Raw genomic sequence first — 14,978 nt, forward strand, 5'->3', positions numbered from 1 at the left:
ACGAGGATCTTGCCCGCGCAACGCGGTGTCGCCCGGCCCAATCGCCACCCAGATGACCGCCGAACACGGCTACGGCACAAGCGGAATCCCGGCAGGTCGACTGGGCACACCACGACCGAATCAGGGCGTCATGGTTCGCCCGCCGGATCCCGTGGTGTGGGGATGAGGTCCCGGAGGTACTCGCGGTGTTGAGCGGGTAGTGCGCTGCCACCTGGTCGTGGTATTCGTCTCGGGTCCACTGTGGGTGGTGGAATGAACACCGGTCGCTGGTCGCGTATCTCGGTTTCCCATCGCTGCGTGTGCAGGGTCCGGTGGTGGTGACCGCAGAGCATCACCATGTTGCCCAAATCGGTTGCCCCACCATCGACCCAGTGCTCGACATGGTGCGCTTCCGGAGTTCCCGGCGGCCGGTCGCACCCCGGGAACGCACACACCCCGTCGCGCTGCAGCAGTGCGGCGCGCAGAGGTGTCGGCGCGGTCCGCTTCGCCCGCCCCACGTCCAGCGGGAGGCTGTCCCCGTCAAGAACGATCGGCAGTACTTCGGCGTCGCAGGCGATGCGGCGGACGTTTTCGGCGGTGATGGACCGTTCGGTGTTCAGGGTGCCGGGCATGCCCGTTTCGGCGGCGAGGAACCCGAGCCCCTTCTTCAAGTCCTCGAAGTCGATGGAGACGGTGATGTGCGGGCGCTGCCCACCAGTGCGCGGAACCCCGTCATGATCCAGCGCCAGGTCCAGGATCGCGGCGAAGCCGTCGGCGTTGCGCTGCCCGACCGTGCGCGGGTCCTTCTCCCCCTCGATCTCCGGGCGGGGAGCGGCCAGGGGGTGCACGAGCGCGGCGAACTTCGCGCCGGTCTCGCGGTCGAGGCGGGCTTTGATGACCGTCATCCCATCCGAGGTCGTCGCGTAATGCAGCTCCCGCGACTCATGCTGGTCTTCCTCGTCGTCGTGGGCGCCGTCCTGGTCCAGGAGATAGCGGATGCGTTCGGCGAGCTTCTCCAGCTCACGAGGCGTCATCGTCCGCGCGTACCCGGCCAGGGTCGATTCGACCTCACCGACCTGGTGACAGCGGGCGTACTCCGGCAAGCGGCGGACCCCGTCGACGATGACGCGTGCGTGCTCCAACCCGATCGCACCCGCTGCCAACGCCGCCGCGGTCTCGGGGAGGTCGGCGGGCATGACCTCGCCATACAGGCTCTGCCGGTCTTCAACATTGCGGGCCACCGTGACACGGGTTTTCGCATCACGCGCATCGATGTTGAGCAGCCCCTGCAACCACACCTGCGCCGACCGGAACCCCAACTCGGCATACACACCGCGATGGTCGGCTTCGGCGATGCACTGCAACTGCTCCATCATCAACACCCGCATCCCCTCCTCCAGCTCACGGATTCGGGCGGCGAGTTCGGCATCCGTGCACGACACCGCCGACCGGGCACCAACGGTGCCCACGGTCGAATCCTGGGTGTTCAACAGCGGTGTCATATCAAATATTCTCCCGTATTCGAACGCCAGTTCGCACCTTCTTTATGGTCACTTGATCAGGTGAAAGCACCCGAGCGGAACCCCGAAAACCCAAGCCGCAGCACCGAAAAGCACGGCACCCCGAAAGCGACACCCCCAACCAAGCCACCCGCAAGAGCGTCGTTCAGGCGCTTCAACAAGCTGTTTGGAAAGGTTCTGGTTGAAGTGAACGGACCGTTCGCCTCGCTCTATGAGCCTGTTTCGTTTTCGGCGAAAACTGCGGAATCGTCCTATCAACTCAGCCTTGATCATCGGCGTTCGGCCGCCAGCGGCCATCTCAGCCGTGATCAGTTGATCATTGATCGTAGTGGGCGCGATTTTGCGACACGCTCCTATCGAAGTGAACGGTCCGTTCGCTCCACACCGACGACCCCAGCGGAACCAGGTCGCTCCCGCTGGGGTAGCCAGCGGAACTTCCAGGCACAACGAGTTCCAAGACAGGCGCTTCGCGCGAGGAACACGCACGGGCCAACCCGGAACGCAGCGATCACCACCACCCACACCCCCTGCGCGAATGATCGACCGAGACGAATCCCGCACTCGCCAGTGAAAAGCGACAACAGCCAAACCCGGCTACGGATCAACCCGAAACCGAACGGCGAACAGCCCCAGGCCACCCGGATTCCGCCGCTGGGCAACGTAAAAGCCCGCGACAGACCACTCCTGGCCATCCCCGTGGCACAAAGCAGAACCGGGGCTGCGGGCTGGATGTCAAGCCGTTCACCCCCGCAGGGGCGGCCGAAGGCCGGGCTTGACCTCCGGCCCGCAGCCCCCACACTCCACCCGCCACGGGGATGGCCCACCCACAACCGAACCCCCAAAAGCCCCAACCCCGTTAAGCCCAACCAAGAAAGCGCCGCCAGTCGCCCCGCCCCGCTCTGCCGTTGTCGCCGACGACGGCGAGCACCTCGGCGGGGACGACCTCGAAGTCGGCGCCGTCGATGGCGGTCACCTGGCCGTACCAGACCAGCAGGTACAGCAGCAACACCAGCGTCATGCCGTAGGTGATCTCGATGCCGCCGAAGAGGTAGCGGCGGGTGCCGAGCCAGGTCGGCAGCGCGTGGCTGGTCGGTACCGCCTCCCCGTCGGCGAACAGCTTCGCCACGACCGTGAGCATGGTGAGCATGCCCAGGGTGACGATGAACGGCGGCAGCTGCACCTGCGTCACCAGCTTTCCGGCCAGCGATGCCGCCGGTAAGGATGATCAGGATCTGGCCTAGCGCGAGCGTGGCGATCACCGGCGATGGCTGCACGTCACGTGTTTCCTCCCCACGGATAAATCCGGAGGCCGCCGCACTACATTCCTTCGGTGAATCACCGGGCCAGGGTCCTAGAGCGCCGCGAGTTCCGGGCCGCGGAACCGGGCTTGCCGTCCGTCGATGGTGCAAACGAAGGTCAGCGATTCGCTGACGGCGTCGATGATTCCGAGCATGTCCCGGTGGTCGGCGGCGTCACCTGTGATCACGTCCAGCTCGTAGGTATCGACCGCGCTGCCGTCCAGGACGGCTCCCGGCCGCACCAACGGCCGGTACCCGGTCAGGCCGGGAATCCGGCGGACCTGGTCCACGCCGTCGACGCCCTCGAAGCGGCACGGGCGCAGCGGCGGAAGGTTGTTGCACTTGAAGTACACCCGGTCCGGGGCGACCGGATCGACGCGCGCGCGCTCGCCCAGCGCCACCCTGCCGGCCAACTCGACGAGGTTCAGACCGGCCGCCCGCGTGCTCAGGTCGTTGATCCAGCCGCCGAGCCGTCCATTCACCTCGATGACCCGCGGGCCCTCGGCGCAGAGCTTGACCTCTGTGTGCACGAGGCCGGTGCGCATGCCCAACGCCCGCACTGCGGCCGCAGCCAGGCGCAGGACCGGCTCCCCCCCCCCCCCCCCCCCCCCCCCCCCCGTCCGACCTCGCGGAAGGGCCGGGACAGTGGAAGCTTTCCCGTGATGGCGATGTGCGAGACCACTCCGTCGCACACCAGGCTCTCGACCGAGACGTAATCCCCGAACGGAGCGCAGTCCCGGCCGGTCAGCAGTTCCTCGACGACGAGCCGGGTCTCCCCCGCTCCGCCGGTCCGGACCGGAGCCAGCAGGCGGGCCACGAGCTCCTCGCCCGCGCGCTCGTCCGCCACGACGTGGACGTTGCGGCTTCCAGCCCCGCGACTCGGCTTCACCACCACCGGGAACACGAGGCCGGCAGGCAACCGCCACCATTCGTCCACTGAGGACACCGCTGCGCACTCCACCGAGTCCACGCCGGCGTCTCGCAACGCACTCCGCTGAAGGAACTTGTCCGTCAGACGTCGGACCGACTCCTCGCTGTTGACCGGAAGCCCCAGCCCGGTTCCCAGCGCGCTGGTGATCGGCAGCGCTCGCTCGCTGAACGTCAGGATCGCGTCCGGCGATGCGCCGGCGACCTGCCGCACGGCTTCTCCCCGGTCGGAGGACAGCCGGATCACCTGCCCCATCTCCCGCAGCAGCGGGAGCAGGTCGCGGTTGTGGTCGGTCTCGGGGCACAGGAAGACGACCTCCCCCAGACCCCGCAACCCGCTGCTGATCTCGGCCGGGGACACCGCACCCCGGTCATAGACGACGGCCAGCCTCGTGCTCATCTGCATCCCACCACTCGTCCTGGAGTCGACGGCCGGACGGTGCGCGGCGCCTCCCGTGCCCAAACAGGAAGCGCCGCATGTTGCCCACTCACCACTGGAAGCCGTAAGCCAGCTCCCGCAGTTCAGGCAACTCCGACTCGCGGAAGGACTCCGTGAGCGGCCGTTCCGGCGGCAGGTCACCCGCGTTGTCGGTCCGCAGCCACGCGGGATCGCATCCGATGATGAGCAGGCGTCGCGATCCGCACGTCTCGCTGGTGGGCAGGGTCCGGTGCCACAGGTTCGCGTGGATGAGCACCATGTCCCCCGCCTTCGGCTCCACCACGACCTGACCCGGCAGGTCACGAGTCGTGGGGAACGGCAGGTCTACGGTGTGGTCCCGGTGCGAACCCGGCAGGTAGACCAGCGGCCCCTCGTCCGGGCCGACCTCGTCCAGGTAGATCAGGCAGTGCACGCCGTGCGGGTAGCAGAAGAACGGCGGCAACGGGTCGGGCACGACCCTCCGGTGGATGTGCCACGGCACCAGGTGGTCCGGCCTCCCGCGGTAGGCGATCCGCGCGTCGACCTCGAAGGCGATCTGCGGCCCCAGCACGGCGCGCGCGATCGAGACCATCGGGCTGTAGAGCATCAGGTCGCGGAAGGCCGGGTCCTTCTCCTGGAGCATCCGCAGGAATAGTCCGTTGCCCTCGCGGTGTTCCGCCACTCCCGCAGCGACCTCGGCCTCCTCGACCCTGGTGACCGCCTCGCGGAGCTTGGCGACGTGATCTGCGTCGAGCTGACCGGGGCGGATCAGGCACCCGCCCTCCGTCAGCTGCCGGATCTCCTCCGGGGAGGCTTCGACCTGCACCGGCCGGTGGTTCTGCTCGGTGCTCTTCTTGTTGTTGTTGATGCGGTAGTCGATCCGGTACTGCTGATCACTTTTCATCGGGGACGACCCTCGTTTCAGGAATCCGTTCGGTCACGGGCGTTTAGGAGTCAGGGCGGCGCACATGATCTCCGCCACCTCGGGGTGCTGCACCACCGAAAGCGTTCCCTCCACGTCGTAGTGGTGCACCGTCGCGGCGGGCAGGAACGGCAACCAGTTCTTCTCGACCCCGTCGAGCATCGCAGCCGACTCCAGCAGGAGCGCCGGCCCGTCGTAGCTCCGGGGACGGTAGTGGTCCTGCGCGAAGACCCCGCAGGCCCAGATCATCTGCAGCCGGTAGAAGTCGTTCTCGGAGATGTCCTCGTCGTACCAGGCCATGTGCAGCATCTCCTGCAACACGCGTGTGACGTCCTCCTCGCCTTCCAGCCCGAACTGGGCGCGCAGCGCGCCCAGCCGGAAGCCGTAGAGCTCGTCCAGCCCCCAGCCCCGGTCCGCGATGGGTTCGAGGTCCGGGAGGTTGACCAGCGCGAGCAGCCCGATGTCCGCGCCCCGCTCGCGGAGGCGCCGGGCCATCTCCAGGGCGACCAGACCGCCCTGGCACAGCCCCGCGAGGAAGTAGGGGCCTTCGGGCTGGTGTTCCCGCAATTCCGCTAGATACCGCTCCGCCATCTCACCGATCGAGGTGAGTCCGGAAACGTGGCCGCGGTAGCCAGCCGCCTCGAACCCGTATACGGGGCGGTCGGCCCGCCAGGAGTCGATGACCTGCGACGTGAACCGCACGTTGCCGTTTCCCCAGTGGACCACGAACAGCGGTGCGCCCTCCCCCTCCTCCCTGATGGGCACCAGGCATCTCGGGGCCGAGTCGCTCCACGGGTTCATCGCCTCGTTCCACAGGGTCTCGGCACCGCGCCGCTCGTCGTGCAGGCGCTGGTGATCCTGGTCGGGCGCGAGGATCGCGGCGATCGCCTGCGGGGTCTGGTGGTCGAACACGTGGGACGCCTTCAATCCGACACCGCGCAAGCGTGCGGCTCGCACCAGGTCCACCACCAGGAGCGAGTAACCACCGATGTCGAAGAAGCTGTCCTGTGGTCTCGCCTTCGTGTCGAGCATTTCACCCCACAACCCGCAGAGGACCTGCTCGATCGCGGGCCTGGACCAGAACAGTGCTGCCCTCTTCTTTTCTGACGGCACAACGGACTCCTAACAGCGGGTGGGGATCGTGACTCCGTCGTGGGTACGGATGTCGTGGGCTGCGGCGGGCCGCATCAGCTTCTGTCTGCTGTCGCAGATCACCTCGATCAGCGCCGGCCCCGGTGGTCCGAGGAGCGCGGCGAGGTCGTCGTCGAGCGCGTCGACGGCGCTCAGCCGGTGGTACGGAATCCGGAACGCCGCCGCGACGGCCCGGAAGTCCAGCGGTGCGGGTTCGTCGAGCACCCGGTCGGTGCAGAGCGCGTCCTGCGACTCCCTGATGGACGAGTAACCGCCGTTGTTCAACACGAACACCTTGATGTCGCGCTCGTAGTCACTGATCGTCGCGAGTTCCTGGATGTTGAGCTCGATCGCGCCGTCTCCGACGATGGTGATCACCCGCGCTCCGGCCGCGGCGAAGGACGCGCCCACCGCCATCGGCACGGCGGCGCCCATGTTGAGGAACGCCGCGGAGGTGACCTCGCGCTGGTCATCGTTGAACTCCAGCGTCTGGCCGGTGACGTAGTAGGCGCTTCCGGTATCGACCACGAACACCGCATCGCGGCCCGCCTGCGCTTCCAACCGGTTCACGAAGTAGTACGAGTTGATCGGCTCCGTGGCGAGCGTCGCGGCGGACGGGCTCTTCTCCTTTAGCTCGCGGCAGTGGTTTCGCCACTGTGGCCACTCCAGACCGGTCCGGTCGTGCTCGATCTGGCGGTTCATCTCGGTCAGGAGGCCGAGCAGGTCCATGCGCAGCCGGACGTCCACCGCGACGTTGGCCCGGTCGAACTGGTCCGCGTCGAGATCGACCATCACCACGCGGGCCTGCGGCGAGAAGGCGTCCCGGTGTTCACCGACCAGACCGGTGGACAGGCTCGCACCGAGACTGACGACCAGGTCGGCCTCCCGCATCACCCGCTCGACGTGCGGCCGACCTCGGATCCCGCCCTGCCCCATCACAGCTTCCGAGCGGTACGGAAGCAGGTCGTACCCGAGCCGGGTACACACGGTCGGAACGCCCAGGTGCTCGACCAGCGCCGCCAACTCCCCCTGGGCACGGGCCTGCCGGACGCCCTGGCCCACGACGAAGATGGGCCGCGACGCCCCGCGCAGCTCGTCGAGGACGACGGCGGCGGTTTCCGCGGGACCGTTGGACCACGGCTCCGGCGCGGGCGCCTCGAATCCGGCTAGCGCAGCAGGATCGATCTCCGCGGCCTGCACGTCCAGCGGCACGTCCAACCAGACCGGGCCGGGCCTGCCGGTGAGCGCCTCGTGGAAGGCGCGGTCCAGATGTGCCCTGATCTGGACGGGGTCGTCGACGACCACCGCGTACTTGGTCACCGGACGCACGCAGTCGACGACGTTGTAGCCCTGGATCCCGAACGAACGCGCTGACCGATCGATGTGGCGGCTCTCGACCTGTCCGGCGAGAACCAGCACCGGGACGGCGTCCGCCCACGCGTCGATCAGCCCGGCCATCGCGTTGGCCGCTCCTGGCCCACTGGTCACCACGGCGACGCCGATGTCGCCGGTCAGCTTCGACGCACCGGTACCCATCAGGGTCGCCGCGGCCTCGTGGCGCGCGCACACGCAGGTAAGCGCGTCCGCCTTCGCGATCGCCTCGTCGAGGAAGATCGAACCGGTACCCGAAAGCATGAAGACGGTCCGGACGTTCCGCTCGCGGATGTACTCGACGATGTAGTCAGCTACCCGCACGTCAGGCACGCCTCTGCTCGTGGCCGTCGAGCCAGTCCCGGACATCACGGGCGAGCAGTGGTCCCGTGAGCCGGAAGTGCTCGTGGAGGAACGCGGCGGGCCCGATCGGCGCGAAGGTGTTGGTGATGCCGAGCTGGAGCACGGGCACCGGCACCGTCCGGACGACGGTCTCGCTGACCGCTCCTCCCAGACCGCCGTTGAGCACGTGGTCTTCGGCCACCACCAGCCGGCCCGTCTCACGCGCCGCGCGCATGATGGCGGCCTCGTCGATCGGTGACACCGAATGCAGGTGCAGCACTCCGGCCCGAATGCCCTCGCGTTCCAGCAGTACGGCGGCTTCGACCAGTCTCGTAGTGGCCAGGCCAGTGCCGATGAGCGTGACGTCGCCGCCTTCCCGCAGCTGCGTCGAGGTCCCGAACGAGATCTCGTGCCCGGCGTCGAACAGCTCCGGCACCGGGGTCTTGCTGATGATCCGGAGGTAGACCGGACCTTCGTGTCGCCAGGCCAGGCGAGCGGCCGCCGCGGTCTCGGCCGGCGTCGCCGGGCAGAGCACCGGGAGGCCCGGGATCGACCGCATCCACGCGATGTCCTCGGTCGCGTGATGTGTTCCTCCCAGCGCCCCGTAGGCAAGACCGCTGACGAAGCCGCAGAACTTCACGTTGGCGCCGGCGTAGGCGGCGTTCTTGATCTGTTCGGTGGCCCGGGCCAGGAAGCACGCCGCAGAATGCACGAACGGCACCTTGCCCGCGTTGGCCAGACCCGCCGCCACACCGGCCATGTTCTGCTCGGCGATGCCGACATCGACGAACCGCGCGGGGAATCCGCGTTGGAAGTCGTTCGCCAAGTGGGTGTCGGCCGAGTCGTTGTTCACGATGCAGACGCGGTCGTCCTCGTCGGCGAGCCGCAGCAGTTCCCCGGCGAAGGCCTGCACGCAGTCCAGCAGTTGCGCGGATGTCATCGCACGTTCCCCTCGTCCAGTTCCGCCAGCGCCCGCTCGTACATCTCGCGGGTCAGCCGCCTGCTGTGCCAGCTGAGATCGGATTCCATGAAGGAAACCCCCTTCCCCTTCACCGTCGCCGCGATCAGGCACGACGGCCGCCCCTCGGCGAGCGGGAGCGACCGCAGCACCGAGAGCATGTCCGGGACGTCGTGCCCGTCGATGTGCCGAACCGCCCAGCCGAAGGAGCGGAGCTTGTCGTCGAGCGGTTCCAGCGCGTTGATGTCCTCCGTGCTCGCGCCCTTCTGCGCGAGGTTCCGGTCGACGATCAGCGTGAGGTTGCTCAGCCCGTGCGTGCCGGCGAGCATCAGCGCCTCCCAGTTGCTCCCCTCCTGGAGCTCGCCGTCGCCGCACAGCACCACGATCCGCCGAGCCGAGCTGTCCATCCGCCCGGCCAGCGCCGCACCGGTGGCCAGCGGCAGGCCGTGCCCCAGCGAGCCGGTGCTGAACTCCACGCCTGGGACGCGGGTGGACACCACAGTGCTCAGCCGGGAGTTCGCGCGCCCGAAGGTCTCCAGTTCTTCCTCCGGGATGAAGCCCTTCAAAGACAGGACGCTGTACATCGCGGTTGACGCGTGGGCCTTGCTGAGCACGAACCGGTCGCGGTCGGGGTCGGCGGCATCCTGGGCATCCACCCGCAGCACACCGAAGTAAAGGGTGCAAAGGATGTCCATCGCCGACATGTCGGCCCCGAGGTGGCCGTCCTGGGCGTGGAATGCCGTCCGCAGGGACAACGCTCGCGCGCGGCGGGCAATCCGCTCGATCTCGACGGCGTCGGCCGTCGCCGACGGGTCGCTGTTGTGGGTCAAGGCAGATCCTCTCCGGTGTGCGGGTGCTGGTCGCGATTCGGCTCCGGCGCGCCTCGAACGCGCAGCGCCGGACCGATCCGCCCCCTGCGGGAGCGCTCTCCCCGGCCTAGTCATCGGCGGCGCTCGTGCCCCGCAGCAGCAACCTGCGCTCGGTCTCCTCGATCTCGGCGTAGTCCATGAACTCGAATATCTCCTTAAGCGAAGCGATCTTCGCCTCCGCGCTCAGCACGCTCTCGCTGGCTTTGATCGACCGGCAGACGTCCCGCATCGCGGTCACTGCGGCGCGCATGCTGTGGTTCGCCCAGATCACCGCGGAGATCCCGAGCTCTCTGAAGGTGTCCGCGGACGTGCTCGCGTACGTCGTCGGTGCGATGACCAGCGGCGCCCGGTCGGCCCACGCCGCGGCGAACTGCTCGATCTCGTCGGCCACCTGCCGCCGCGAGTGCACGAAGATGGCGGTGGCGCCCGCTTTCCGGTAGGCCTCGGCACGTTTGAGCGCCTCATCCACACCGCGTCCGGCGATCAGCGCCTCGGTGCGCGCGATGATGCAGAAGTCCTCGTCGTTGCGCGCCTCGCTGCACGCAGCGATCTTCGCGGCGAACTCGTCGATGTCGGCCAGCCGGTGGGAGTCACCGACGAACGAGTTCATCTTCGGGAAAACCTTGTCCTCGAAGCACACCCCTGCGGCGCCCTGCCGCTCGGCGCTGACGAGGAAGCGCCGAGCCGTGTTGAAGTTGCCGTACCCGGTGTCCCCGTCGACGACGATGGGGACCGAGGTCCCGGCGACCATGTACTCGACCACCGAGAGCAACTGCGACCACGACGCCTCGTCGCTGTCGCGAAGGCCGAGGGATGTCGAGATCGAGAAACCGGAGGCCCACAACGCATCAAAGCCCTCGCTCTGCGCAATGCGCGCCGAAAGGCCGTCATGGGCCTCCATCAGGAACACCATTTCGGGTGAATCCAGCATTCGACGCATCTGCGCGGCCTTGCCGACCGGGCCGCCAGGTTGACGAGATGTATTCCTCATACGCTCACTTCCACATCGACACGCAGCGAGAAGAAAAACTCACACGCTCAGCCGTCCCCCAGGGATGTGCAGGGCGAACAGGACTCTTCCGTTCCCCCGACGCGACACGCGGACCCCGCAGCAGCGTGTGATCCTCATTGGAGCCCGTCCGCCACTCAGATCCGCCAGACGGACCCAGCAACCGAGAACGTACCCGGAGATCGACTGGAACGCCGACGCCGTGTCCGAAACTTTCCAAACCGGAAAAGCCGCTATACCAGCGTTCCGCGCGCTGCTAGCGTCGGCCGAACACCTGAAACCGGACTGGGGAGAATGTCGTGCCAGCGGCAAGTACTGATGGTCGGGCGACAGCGCATCTTATTGGAGTCACGTCGCTACCCGATCTGTTCACACGGGTCGCGCGCAATCAGAAAGACGCCGTCGCGATAACGGATGGTGGGAACGCGCACACTTACGGCTCGCTGGAATCCGCGGCGAACGGGCTCGCCCATCACCTTGTCGCCAGCGGTGTCAAGCCGGGTGATCTGGTCGGCGTTCTGATCGATGGCACCCTGAACGTTCCGGTGGCACTGCTGGCCATTCTCAAAGCGGGCGCCGCTTATGTCCCCTTCGACCCGTCCTATCCCGCGGACCGGCTGAATTACATGGTCGCCGACGCCCGGGTCGGCATCATCGTCGGAAATCCCGGCACAGCAGCCGACATCGGCCTCAGCGACGTTCGGACCATCGACGCCGCGCAGGTGGCGACCACCGAAGTGGCCGCTCCCGAGGTCGAACTGCGCGAACATTCGCCTGCCTACGTGATCTACACGTCCGGTTCGACCGGGAGACCGAAAGGCTGCGTGGTCTCCCACGGAAATGTGCTCTCACTGCTGCGCGGCACACTTCCCCTCTTCGAATTCTCCGCCGACGACCGGTGGACCGTGTTCCACTCCTTCAGCTTCGACTTCTCCGTCTGGGAGCTCTGGGGAGCTCTGGCCACGGGCGCCACCGCAGTACTCGTCCCCGCCCGCACCGCCGCTGCGCACGACGACTTCCTGCGCCTCCTGATGCAGGAGAAGATCACCGTGCTGAACCAGGTGCCCTCCTGCTTCCGCTCGATTGCCTTGTCGCACGCGGACGCGGGATGGCCGGCGCTCAGCCTGCGTTACCTGACCTTCGGCGGAGAGAACGTCGACCTGGACGTGGTGCGCGAGTTCGTGGACGGTCAGACCGGACCCAAACCCGTGGTGGCCAACATGTACGGCGTCACTGAGGCGACCGTCTTCGCCACCGCCAAGTTCATCCGCGACGAAGACCTCGACGGCCGGGTGGCATCTCCCATCGGCGTCGGGCTCCCGCACCTGGGAGTGCACGTGTGCGACTCACAGCTGCGCCCGGTGCCGAAGGGCGTCGCAGGCGAGATCTGCATCACCGGTGGCGGGGTCGCACTGGGCTATCTCAACCAGCCTTCGCTGACGGCTGAGAAGTTCGTCCACGTCGGAGCGAAGGCGGAGCGCTGCTACCGCACCGGCGACCTCGCCAAGGTTCTTCCCAACGGGGAGCTGGAATACCTCGGGCGCGCCGATCAGCAGGTCAAGCTCCGCGGCTACCGCATCGAACTGCGTGAGATCGAGGAGACGATCAGGCGACACCGCTCGGCGCGTGACGCCGCCGTGACCGTGGTAACGACGCGCAACGGCGCGGAACTGATCGCCGCGTACGTCGTGCCAGCCGACAGCGCCGACGGTATCGACCCCGACCTCCGCAGGTATCTCCGCGATCAACTGCCCCGGCAGATGGTTCCCGCGCGCTTCTACCTGCTGGATGGACTCCCACTCTCCCCGTCCGGAAAACTCGACCGGCAGGCGCTCGCCGATCTTGCTCAGGACCACCGCCCGGCCAAGGGCGCACCGAAACCGCCGGACGCCGCCCGCTGACCCACCACCCGCACTGACGTCACCAATTGCCGGAAATCCCTGCGAAGCAAGACAAACGCTGCAATGGCCGCCCTCGACGCCCGGCGGACGAGCAACCTGTTCCAATCGTCCACATCGGACAAACTCAGATAAACCCGGCGCTTATTGCGGGGTAGGGCAAGCGCCGACGCTACGACCACCTTTGGATCCGCCGCCCCTGGGTCGCTACCCAGGAGATCAGCACCCACTGGCTCCGGCATACGACACGACCTGGGTGGAACGTCACCTGTGAAGCACGCCGCTGGCGACTTGACGCTACCGGCCATACCGACGTTAGAGTTCCTCTCATCGCCTGCGACGGCCTGATGACACCGCTCGCCGGTGGATGCTTCTTCCGCCCATGACTAGCGCGCTGGCCGCGCGGTCCGGGGCTTCATCGCGCCACTGAGCGCCCGTCATCAGGAGCTTCAATGCTCGAGCGTCTCCCTGCTCTCGCCCTCGCTGATCGAGCCGCCGACCGCCCCGATCCCGTCCAGCTGGCCGGGGTGCCGGTGCTACCCATGCCCGAGCACGTCGTCGAGGCGGTGCGACGGGTGGCGGGCACGCCGTTCCCGCGGATCAGCCGCGGCTCGCCCACGTTGCGGGCGGCCCTCGGGGCTGCGGTCCACGCCGATCCGGACGAACTGCTGGTGACCCACGGCGCGCAGCACGGCATGAGCGTGGCGCTGCGGGCCCTGCTGGCGCCGGGTGACGAGGTGCTGGTCCCGACGCCGACGTACTTCTTCGACGGCATGGTCCGGATGGCCGGGGCCCGCCCCGTCCACGTCCGGACCCTGGCGGCGGACGGCTGGGCGGCCGATCCCGTGGCCTTGACCGCAGCGCTCACCCCTGCCACCCGGGCGCTGTTGCTGTGCAACCCGAACAACCCGACGGGACACACCCCGAGCCGGGAGCAACTCGGGGCGCTGGTGGACCTCGCCGCACGACACGGGCTGGTGGTGTTCTCGGACGAGTCGTACGAGCGCTACGTCCACGACCAGCCCAGTTACGTCCCGCTGCAGACCCTGCGGGACCGGCATCCGGACCTGGTCACGGTGACCAGCCTGAGCAAGAACTACGCGTTCACACACTGGCGAGTCGGTTACGTGCACGCCCCGACGCCCCTGCTCGACCGGATCCACACCGCGTTCGAGTGGGATGCGATCAACGTCGGGGACATCCCTCAGGTCGCCGCCGAGGCCGCCGTCACCGGCCCGCAGGACTGGTTGGACCGTGAGTTCGCACGGTTCCGCGGAAACCGGGACCTGCTGGTCCGGGTGCTCGGCGATGCCGGGGTCCCGGTGGTGTCGCCGGCGTCGGGGATCTTCGCGTTCGCCGACCTGAGCAGGCTCGGGATGGGCCGAGACCTCGAGGACGCGCTGCTCGCCCGTGGGATCTCCGCCCTGGCCGGCGACGCCTTCGGTGGCCCTGCAGATCACGTGCGCCTGCTCTACGGCGGCCCGGCATCTGGCCTGCGTGAACTCGGTCGCAGGCTGCGGGATGGCTAAGGGATGGCGATGGACGCGCTGGTCACCGCGGTGCTGGTGGTCAGCGCGTCCAGGACCTCGCGCCGGGCGGAGGCCGTCCGCCGCGCCATCGCCTCCCGGGCCGCCTCCGGGGCGCCGGCGATGATGGCCGCGACGATCGCCCGCCGCTCCTGGATCCGGCCCGGTGGCATGGACGGATCCAGCCGGATCGCCAACCGGACCACCCGCTCCATCTCGTCCAGCGCGTCCGCGGCCGCAGCGGCGAGCCGAGCGTTCCGGGATCCGTTCGCGATGATCGACTCGAACTCGTAGTTCCGCCGGAATCGCTCCTCGAAGTGCGGCCCGCCGAGCTGGCCGTCCTCGTCGTCGACGCACAGCTCGTCGAGCCTGGCGGCATGCGCCTCGGGCAGGCCGAACCGTGCGGTGAGCGCGGCGGACTCGGACTGGATCAGCGAGCGCATGTCGCACAGGTCGGAGACATCGCTCAAGGTCACCGGTGCGACCACGTAACCCGCCCGCGGCAGCGGCGTGACGAGGCCGTCGCGGTGCAGTCGGGCCAGCGCCTCGCGGACCGGGGTCTTGCTGAGCCCGAACTCGCGGGCCACCGACTGCTCGGTGAATTGCAGGCCGGGCGGGCGCTCCAGCTCGATGATCGACCGCTTCAACCGCCGGTAAGCCGTCTCCATCAGGCTGCCGATCGGCGGTGGCTCACGCAGTAGGTCTGGCTCTGAACGCCCAGGGACACGCACATCGGCGACTCTACCAGTGCATATCTGAGCCATGCCGATTGTAGATATCAATTATGCCTTGCTGATATCTCAACGGAGG

The 14,978-nt window shown here is 67.9% G+C and carries 12 protein-coding genes and 2 pseudogenes; 3 read left to right on the top strand and 11 right to left on the bottom strand.

Going from position 1 to position 14,978, the window contains the following annotated elements; genetic code table 11:
* Positions 1 to 128: 128 nt before the first annotated feature.
* From SSPN_RS46025 to aepX, 10 genes and pseudogenes are all read right to left on the bottom strand, one after another.
* Positions 129 to 1,481 (bottom strand): HNH endonuclease signature motif containing protein, encoded by a 1,353-nt coding sequence (locus SSPN_RS46025; protein WP_010311235.1) that lies wholly within the window; start codon positions 1,479 to 1,481, stop codon positions 129 to 131.
* Positions 1,482 to 2,478: 997 nt separating this feature from the next.
* A pseudogene (locus tag SSPN_RS60390) lies at positions 2,479 to 2,773 on the bottom strand (ABC transporter permease); the annotation flags it as partial.
* Positions 2,774 to 2,850: 77 nt separating this feature from the next.
* Positions 2,851 to 3,342, bottom strand: coding sequence for an ATP-grasp domain-containing protein (locus tag SSPN_RS49320; RefSeq protein ID WP_049887669.1), 492 nt, complete (start codon positions 3,340 to 3,342; stop codon positions 2,851 to 2,853).
* Positions 3,276 to 4,124 carry an ATP-grasp domain-containing protein gene (locus SSPN_RS46030; RefSeq protein WP_148272046.1) on the bottom strand — a complete coding sequence of 283 codons (849 nt, stop codon included), beginning with the start codon at positions 4,122 to 4,124 and terminating at the stop codon, positions 3,276 to 3,278. Before SSPN_RS46030 ends, SSPN_RS49320 begins: the two co-directional genes overlap by 67 nt.
* An 88-nt stretch (positions 4,125 to 4,212) precedes the next feature.
* Entirely contained in the window at positions 4,213 to 5,046 is an 834-nt protein-coding gene (locus tag SSPN_RS0127195) for a phytanoyl-CoA dioxygenase family protein (RefSeq protein WP_010311240.1), read from the bottom strand.
* A gap of 33 nt (positions 5,047 to 5,079) precedes the next feature.
* Positions 5,080 to 6,177, bottom strand: a complete 1,098-nt coding sequence (locus tag SSPN_RS46035) for a thioesterase domain-containing protein (protein WP_010311241.1) — start codon at positions 6,175 to 6,177, stop codon at positions 5,080 to 5,082.
* Positions 6,178 to 6,186: 9 nt separating this feature from the next.
* Entirely contained in the window at positions 6,187 to 7,899 is a 1,713-nt protein-coding gene (locus SSPN_RS0127205) for a thiamine pyrophosphate-binding protein (protein ID WP_010311244.1), read from the bottom strand.
* The gene (locus tag SSPN_RS0127210) at positions 7,892 to 8,848 is read right to left on the bottom strand and encodes a transketolase family protein (protein WP_010311246.1); all 957 of its coding nucleotides are present in this window, start codon (positions 8,846 to 8,848) and stop codon (positions 7,892 to 7,894) included. The genes SSPN_RS0127205 and SSPN_RS0127210 overlap by 8 nt, the downstream gene beginning before the upstream one ends.
* Positions 8,845 to 9,696: a transketolase gene (locus SSPN_RS0127215; RefSeq protein ID WP_010311248.1), complete on the bottom strand. Its 852-nt coding sequence runs from the start codon at positions 9,694 to 9,696 to the stop codon at positions 8,845 to 8,847. The genes SSPN_RS0127210 and SSPN_RS0127215 overlap by 4 nt, the downstream gene beginning before the upstream one ends.
* Before the next feature lie 106 nt (positions 9,697 to 9,802).
* Positions 9,803 to 10,666 (bottom strand): phosphoenolpyruvate mutase, encoded by an 864-nt coding sequence (gene aepX, locus SSPN_RS0127220; protein ID WP_085982135.1) that lies wholly within the window; start codon positions 10,664 to 10,666, stop codon positions 9,803 to 9,805.
* Between the two features lie 377 nt (positions 10,667 to 11,043).
* Between aepX and SSPN_RS0127225 the strand changes: the two genes are divergently transcribed.
* The 3 genes and pseudogenes from SSPN_RS0127225 to SSPN_RS0127230 all read left to right on the top strand — a co-directional run bounded on the left by SSPN_RS0127225 (position 11,044) and on the right by SSPN_RS0127230 (position 14,171).
* Positions 11,044 to 12,645 (top strand): amino acid adenylation domain-containing protein, encoded by a 1,602-nt coding sequence (locus SSPN_RS0127225; protein ID WP_010311253.1) that lies wholly within the window; start codon positions 11,044 to 11,046, stop codon positions 12,643 to 12,645.
* A gap of 164 nt (positions 12,646 to 12,809) precedes the next feature.
* Positions 12,810 to 12,910: pseudogene (locus SSPN_RS62990) on the top strand (site-specific integrase); the annotation flags it as partial.
* Between the two features lie 184 nt (positions 12,911 to 13,094).
* Positions 13,095 to 14,171 (top strand): pyridoxal phosphate-dependent aminotransferase, encoded by a 1,077-nt coding sequence (locus SSPN_RS0127230; protein ID WP_010311255.1) that lies wholly within the window; start codon positions 13,095 to 13,097, stop codon positions 14,169 to 14,171.
* Here SSPN_RS0127230 and SSPN_RS0127235 read toward each other — a convergent pair.
* Positions 14,168 to 14,836 (bottom strand): GntR family transcriptional regulator, encoded by a 669-nt coding sequence (locus tag SSPN_RS0127235; protein WP_010311257.1) that lies wholly within the window; start codon positions 14,834 to 14,836, stop codon positions 14,168 to 14,170. The genes SSPN_RS0127230 and SSPN_RS0127235 overlap by 4 nt on opposite strands.
* Positions 14,837 to 14,978: the final 142 nt, after the last annotated feature.

Source organism: Saccharopolyspora spinosa NRRL 18395 (assembly GCF_000194155.1).
GTDB lineage: Bacteria > Actinomycetota > Actinomycetes > Mycobacteriales > Pseudonocardiaceae > Saccharopolyspora > Saccharopolyspora spinosa.

Bases quoted from the DNA above. Each gene is read 5' to 3' on its own strand.
- SSPN_RS46025 (WP_010311235.1), bottom strand. From the start codon at position 1,481: ATGACACCGCTGTTGAACACCCAGGATTCGACCGTGGGCACCGTTGGT.
- SSPN_RS49320 (WP_049887669.1), bottom strand. From the start codon at position 3,342: ATGCGCACCGGCCTCGTGCACACAGAGGTCAAGCTCTGCGCCGAGGGC.
- SSPN_RS46030 (WP_148272046.1), bottom strand. From the start codon at position 4,124: ATGAGCACGAGGCTGGCCGTCGTCTATGACCGGGGTGCGGTGTCCCCG.
- SSPN_RS0127195 (WP_010311240.1), bottom strand. From the start codon at position 5,046: ATGAAAAGTGATCAGCAGTACCGGATCGACTACCGCATCAACAACAAC.
- SSPN_RS0127210 (WP_010311246.1), bottom strand. From the start codon at position 8,848: ATGACATCCGCGCAACTGCTGGACTGCGTGCAGGCCTTCGCCGGGGAA.
- aepX (WP_085982135.1), bottom strand. From the start codon at position 10,666: ATGCTGGATTCACCCGAAATGGTGTTCCTGATGGAGGCCCATGACGGC.
- SSPN_RS0127230 (WP_010311255.1), top strand. From the start codon at position 13,095: ATGCTCGAGCGTCTCCCTGCTCTCGCCCTCGCTGATCGAGCCGCCGAC.
- SSPN_RS0127235 (WP_010311257.1), bottom strand. From the start codon at position 14,836: ATGGAGACGGCTTACCGGCGGTTGAAGCGGTCGATCATCGAGCTGGAG.